Origin of the sequence: Sutterella sp. (assembly GCF_030539355.1) — a bacterium.
Lineage (GTDB): Bacteria > Pseudomonadota > Gammaproteobacteria > Burkholderiales > Burkholderiaceae_F > Sutterella.
Map to the genome: position 1 here is coordinate 1 of NZ_JAUNSF010000136.1, position 6,394 is coordinate 6,394.

A 6,394-nucleotide genomic window follows, 5' to 3' on the forward strand; every position below is an offset into this window, starting at 1 on the left:
TCCACTGCGTGTTCCCGGGCGGCTGCGCCGTCGTCGCCGCCGAGTGCGTCGAGGAAGTGGAGGACGTCCAGTGGCCCGAGCTCGGCATGCCCGAGTCGATGTGGGTGATGCGCGTGAAGAAGTTTGGGCCCCTTATCTGCTCGATCGACACGCACGGCAACAACCTCTTCGAGAAGAACAAGGCCGTCTTCAACGAGCGCAAGACCCCGATCGTCGAGCGCATTTCCGAAGTGGTCGATTATCAGAACTGAAGAACGAAAGTTCCTCCGTTCCGTCTCAGAGGCCGCCCTTCGGCCCGCCGCGCCCCGAATGAGCTCTGGAAGGCATCTCCGGGGACGCGGCGGAAGCCGGGGGACACCTTCAACCGATTCCGTGGCAGGAGAGCCTCGGGCTGCAACCGGCTCTCCGCTCTTCCTCTCCCGGCCGCTTCTCACATGGCGAAGCGGACCGGGATTTTTTTAATTTTCAGGACACCCCCGGGATGTTTCCCGGGGACTGTCTCACCGAGGAGAATCCTGCGCCAAAAGTCGCTATAGTCAGAGTTACATCGCCCCCAGAATCACTCGACACAAAAATAATCCCCCAGGACCCCATCCAAATGCCGAGCAACACCTGTCGTTATCTGAACGCGCTCCTCACCGAGGGGAGCTTCTCCAAGGCCGCCCAGTTCCTAGACATCTCGCAGCCGTCGCTCTCGCAGTTCCTGCTGCGACTCGAGACCGAGATCGGCACCGAGCTCATCGACCGCCAGGTCAAGCCCGTGAGGCTCACCCCCGCGGGCGAACTCTTTTTGAAGACCGAACGCCAGATCGACCAGATGCGCGAGACGTGCGCGAAGCAGATCGACGACATCAAGGCGGGCGTGCGCGGCCACGTCGTCGTGGGCGCATCGGACTACCGCGAGACGTTCTTCTTGACCGAAGTCTTTCCCGTCTTCCGACGTCTTTTTCCCAGCATCGAGCTCGAGGTGGCCGAGGGCCGCACCAAGGAGCTCGAGGAGATGGCGATGGAGGGCGCCGTGGACTTCTCGCTCGTGATCTCGCCCCTCTACCACCCGCAGTCTCTGGAAGTCACCGAGATCTACACCGAGAAGCTCCTCGTCGCGATGAGCGTCAACCACCCCGTCGCCCGGCGCTTCCCCGACACCACGGGCGAGGAGTACCCGCCGCTCGACTTCCACGAGCTCGACCGCGAGAGCTTCATCGTGATCAAGAAGGGGCAGATGATGAACCGCCTCTACCACGACCTCTGCGAACGCACGGGCGCGTCGCCCCGCGTGGTCTTGGAGAGCGAGTCGATGATCGCGGCGCTCGCTCTGGCGAGCGTGAGCCTCGGCGTCACGCTCACGACCGAGACCCTTGCGAGAAGGTCGGCGACCGCCGAGCCCATCCGGTGCTTCTCGATCTCGCCCGAGGTGCCGCCCCGCACGGTCGTCGCCGCCTACCGCGGTGACCGCTACCTCTCGAAGGCCGCCCGCGAGCTCATTCAGGTGATGCTCGACGTGGCCGGCATGAAGTTCCAGCGCGGCTGATCGCACCTTTTGAGAAACCTGAGCCCGCGCGGAGGTCCTGTTCGATATGGACCTCCGACGCGGGCTTTGGCTTTCCGGTCTTTCCGGAGCTGAAGGCTCAGAACTGCCAGCGGAGCTCGGCCCCGCCCGTCACGGCCGCGCCGTCGCCGTGCGTGAGTTCCCCTTCGAGCCTGACGGCCGCGGTGAAGCCCTTCTGATTGACGAGTTCGAGGCCGCCGCCGATGAGCCACCGGTTCCTGTCGTTCCAGTCGACGCGCTGGCTGAAGGTTCCGCTCATGCCGGCGATTCCGGCCGTGAACTCGCCCGCATCCGAGAGGAGCTCTCGCTCGTAGCCGGCGTTGGCGGTCCACTTCCAGGAGAAGCCCGTGACGGCGGAGGCGATAGGCGCGGTTTCGGCCGAGACGCCGACCGCAGCCCGGAGCGACCGGTACCAGGCGTCGTCATTCGAGAGGCCCCCGAACCTGTCCTCGGTCTTCGAGGGCGTGCGGAGCACCGTGCCCGTGAGGCCGAGCGAAGGACGAACGGAGAGCACGTCCGCAAGCTCCAGCCTCGGACCGACCTTGCCCGAAAGAGTGGCCGAGAGGCGCGTGCCCTTCACTTCCTGGGAGGACCCGATCACGGTCTGCAGGCGCTCTGTCTCGACGTTCGCGAAACCGATGCGTCCCGAAAGATCGAACCACCAGCGGTCAGCGCTATCCACGGACTTCGCGGCCGAGGCACCGAGCCAGAGGCCCTGCCCGCGCGTCTTCGCGTAGAGGCTGTTCGATTCCGAGAAGTAGGCGGCGGCGACGTTGAAACCCAGTTCCCGGCCGGGTTCGGTGACGGTGACGCCCCCGGCGAGGCCTGCGGCCTTGGTTCTCGAATGTGCGCCGGCAGTGTTGTCGGCGAGCCTGCCGCCGAAGGGCTGCGCCCAGATGTGGCGCCCCGTGACCGCCGCATCGGCCGGAACCCGTGCGAGAGTGCGGTCGAGCAGGCGCTCGAGGGCGAACTGCGCCCGCACGGACGAGAGATGTGCGTCGCCCGTGAGCTCTCCGATCGCTGCGGCGCCGACAGCGGCGTCGGAATAGTCGATCGCGGCGATGAGATTGCGCGCGTTCGTGTCCGTGACGTTCCCGGCACCGGCGTCGAGCATGGCGGCGACGGCCTGCTGACCGGACGTGGCCGGACTTCCTGAGCTCGCGAGCAGATTCGAGTACGCGTTCGCGCGGCGCGAGACCGTCGCGGTGAGCGTTCCGTCGGAGGCCGTGGCAGTCGTCATGGCGAGCGTGGACGAGACCGCGCTCAGGGTGGCCTCGTCGGCAAGAGACACGCTCGCCGCGGTGCCGGAGTCCGTAGAGGTCGTGGCGGCGAGACCCGCGGTCGCGACCGAGACTGAAGTGCCGTCGGCCCAGTACCCGAGGTCGGGGACGAGCGCGACCGCGAGCGTTCCCGAGGACGTGCCGGAGACCGTGAGCGGCGTGACGGTGCCCTCCGAGGAGAAGCCGAGCACAAGCGTGCCCGTGTCTCCCTGGCTGTAGTTGCCGGTGATCGTCGGCATGCCCGTCGCGGCGGTCGAGAAGAGCTTTCCCGAGTTGACGAACGTGCCCTGCACGAAGGCGCTGTCGGAGACGCGGGCCTGCGCCTCGCTCTCCGAGGACGCGGCTGCGGTGAGGACGTACGTGCCCGCGCCCTTCACCGTAGCCCCTGCCCCGAGGACCACGCCGAGCACGGTCGCCGTTCCCGAGTAGGTCGTCGTTCCGGACTCAAAGGTGAGGCGGATGCCGTCCGCGCCCGTGATGTTTCCGGTGTAGGTGAGGCTGAAGTTCGAGGTTCCCGCGGAGGTCGTTGAGGTCGTGGAAGCCCCGTCTGCCGATACTGCCGCAGCTTCCGACTCGTCGTCATCATCGCTGATCACCGCCCCGAAGCGGATCTCGGTGGTGATGTCCGGGATCTGATCGTCCTCGAACTCGAGGATGGCCTCGATGTGGTGGCCTTCGCCGAGGCTGAGCTTCGCGTGAAGTTCATCGTCCTCCACGGTGCTCCGAGCGTTCCACTCGGAGACGATGTCGCCCGTGATGGAGGCGCCTTCGAGGAAGTTGATCTTCGAGACGAGCGCGTTGGGCGAGATGTAGATCGCCGTGGCGCCCGGGGCCGAGACGGTGCCTGAGATGTTGACGGTGTCCATCAGCGCGCCCCGGACCGCATCGCCCTGGCTGAGGCTGCTGTTCGACCAGTCGGTGCCGTACATGTTGGAGGCCGTGATCCAGCTGCCGATGTACTGCGTGGTGCTGCCGATCATGTTGCCGCCGAAGTCGAAGGCGAGCGCCTTGCCCCCGGTGCCGGAGGCCGACACGGTGGAGCCCGCCTCGAGGGTGAGCGTGTGGTTCCGGCCGTAGGTGAAGGCGATGCCGGTGCCGTCCGTGCCGTCGGCGGTGATGGTGACGCCGGAGGCGACCGTCACGTCGTTCAAGAGGCCGTCGACGCGCACGCCGAAGCTCTCCGTGCCGTCGGCGTACTGGTCGGCGGCGATCGTCACGTTGTTGAGGCTGCCGTAGACATGGACGCCCACCGCCCCCGTCTGCGTCGAGTGCGCTCCGGTCCAGGCATAGTTCTCGCGCGCCGTGAAGGCCTGCGTGACCGTGAAGTCGATGCCGCTCGCGTAGATCGAGGTGCCGAAGAAGCGCTTCCTGTCGAATTCGTAACCGATGTCCTGGAGCATGGCGAGCTCGGCCTCGAGAGGCGTCTGCCAGTTCCTCCAGTTCTGGTGACTCATCGCGGAGTTCTGGAGCTCAAGGTGCGAGAACTCATAGAGGCGCCTGCCGTTCTCGTCGCTCTCGATGCCGTTGACTGGGATGCCGCCCACGACCGAGTTCGTGCGGTCCGCGGCGACGAGCTGCCAGTTGCCGTCCGCGTCCTTCGTGACGATCCTCTCCTCGGGGTAGTAGATGACGGTGTCCGCGCCGATCACCTCGGTGACGTTCGTGCCGACGAACTTGACGCCGCTCCTCACACGGCCCGCGTTGATCGCATAGAAGACGGTGTCGCTCGCCGTGCCGTTCGGGTCGATGTCGCTGCGGGCGATCGCCGTGATCGTCTTGTCGGGGGTGAGCTGCGTGCCGTAGAGGTCGTAGAGCTTGCTCGAGAACACCGAGTAGTTCGAGAGCGTTCCGGTGCCGTCGTCGTTCGTCTTCACGAAGGTCACGAGACCGAGGGCGTGCATGAACTCGTGCACCATCACCGCCGAGAGGTTGAAGCCGAGCGACGTGTGCGCGAGGGGGCTGAGCGACAGCGTCTGACTCGCCCGGTATTCGCTCGCGTTGTCAAAGAGAAGCGTCGTGCCGGGCTTCACGCCGTCGGCGGTGATGACGTTCCGAAGGCACTCGGAGCTCCCGCGGATGCAGATCTCGAGCATCGTCTCGCCCGCGTCGTTCCCGACGGTGGGGCTCGCCTCGGCGTTGTTCCTCGTGACGTCCTGGGCCACGAGGTAGATCTCCGGGACCGTGGCCGGGGCCCCGAGCACGTCGCTCCAGTAGAGGACCGCGTCGCGGACCGACTGCATTTCGAGCTCGGTGGGCGCGCGGACCGGCGCGCCCGTGACGGTGACGAGATTGTCGCGCGCGTTGTCCTCGGCGTCGGCGACGAGAAGCCGCGCCCAGACGGAGCCGTCGGCGCCGAGCACCTCGACGGTGGTGTAGGCCTCGGTGACCGCGGGAACGCCCGCAAGAATCACTGCGGAAAGAGCCGCCGTGACCGCTGCAGAAAGAGGGAGGAGACTGAAACGTCTTTTCTGTGCGTTCATGATTTCGTTTTCTGTTCTTTGTTTCCGTGCCTGCCCCGGCCTTCTTCCGGGCCGGTGATGAGAGGGAGCAGGCGCCTGGCAGGGGCCGCTCAAGGGGCACCGTGCACAATGAGGGAAATCATACCCGCCGCGGTGCGGGCAAGACGCCGGATTCAAGGCGGATTCAAGGCACGCGGAGGGTGCGGACGCCGCGGAAAATCAGGAACGGGCTGTATACAGCAGGAATCCCGATGTCTCTCAGAACCAGGTGCTGCCGCTCCATTTCCAATAGTCATCCTCCGTCATCCGGGGATGCGCGGCAAGTGAGCCGTTCCCAGCCGATTCCCAGCGAACTTTCCATTCGTTCCAGCGGAAGATTTCCGTGCCGTTGATGCGGCTGCGGATGATGTGCTTTTCCACATCCTTGAATTCGAGAGCGGAAAGCTCGAACGCTCCCCACTGAACGCCGCAGGAGAGCAATGCCTTCTCGAGCTCGAGGAACATCTCCCGCAGCCGCCCCGCCTCCTCGGACGCGATGTCGATGCCGTCCTCGGCGCAGCGGCGCCTGAGCGCCTCCTCGACGACTTCGGGCCTGGGACTGAGCTTCGCCCATCGCTCGCGGTTCTCGCGTTCCTTCTCCGCCTCGAGCCGGCGCTCCTCCTCCTCTTTCGCCTGGCGTTTCGCCTCGTCAGCGTGACGCTGTGCGGTCATGTAAAGCCGCATGCGGCGGTTCGCAAAGGCTTTCCTGAACTCCTTCTCGTGACCGGTGATGTACTCCGAGAGATATACCTTGCAGAAGGACGACATGCCGGGGCCGCCGTCGAAATTCACGCCGATGACGGCATCGCTCCAGTCCTCGACGAACCAGAGAACTTTCCGGATTCTCTGCCGGACCTTCTCCTCCGGGCGGCTGCCGTCGCCGATGATGTCGGCGACCTTCTTGTTGAAAGCTTCCATGGCGATGCCGGCGACGGCCCGCTGTTCATACGGGTCGTAGCTGAGCAGAATGTGGTCGCAGTCGCCGAACCTCGCTCCGCAGACCAGGCACACCGAAGGCTCTGTTAGGTGAAAGTGTGGATTTTAGAAGGGTAGGTCCTCAGAGGGCG

General features: G+C 65.5%; 4 protein-coding genes. 2 read left to right on the forward strand and 2 right to left on the reverse strand.

Annotated features, from left to right (window positions below; translation table 11 throughout):
* Together Q4F91_RS12465 and Q4F91_RS12470 are read left to right on the forward strand one after the other, a co-directional pair.
* A partial coding sequence (locus tag Q4F91_RS12465; RefSeq protein ID WP_303338052.1) for a fumarate hydratase C-terminal domain-containing protein occupies positions 1-251 on the forward strand: 251 nt, incomplete at its 5' end.
* A gap of 347 nt (positions 252-598) precedes the next feature.
* Positions 599-1,531 carry a LysR family transcriptional regulator gene (locus tag Q4F91_RS12470; RefSeq protein WP_303338053.1) on the forward strand — a complete coding sequence of 311 codons (933 nt, stop codon included), beginning with the start codon at positions 599-601 and terminating at the stop codon, positions 1,529-1,531.
* A gap of 97 nt (positions 1,532-1,628) precedes the next feature.
* Here Q4F91_RS12470 and Q4F91_RS12475 read toward each other — a convergent pair whose 3' ends face one another.
* Entirely contained in the window at positions 1,629-5,240 is a 3,612-nt protein-coding gene (locus tag Q4F91_RS12475) for a hypothetical protein (protein WP_303338054.1), read from the reverse strand.
* Positions 5,241-5,546: 306 nt separating this feature from the next.
* A complete protein-coding gene (locus Q4F91_RS12480; RefSeq protein WP_303338055.1) occupies positions 5,547-6,338 on the reverse strand; it encodes a hypothetical protein in 792 nt (263 codons plus the stop codon).
* Between the last annotated feature and the right edge of the window lie 56 nt (positions 6,339-6,394).

Bases quoted from the DNA above. Each gene is read 5' to 3' on its own strand.
- Q4F91_RS12470 (WP_303338053.1), top strand. From the start codon at position 599: ATGCCGAGCAACACCTGTCGTTATCTGAACGCGCTCCTCACCGAGGGG.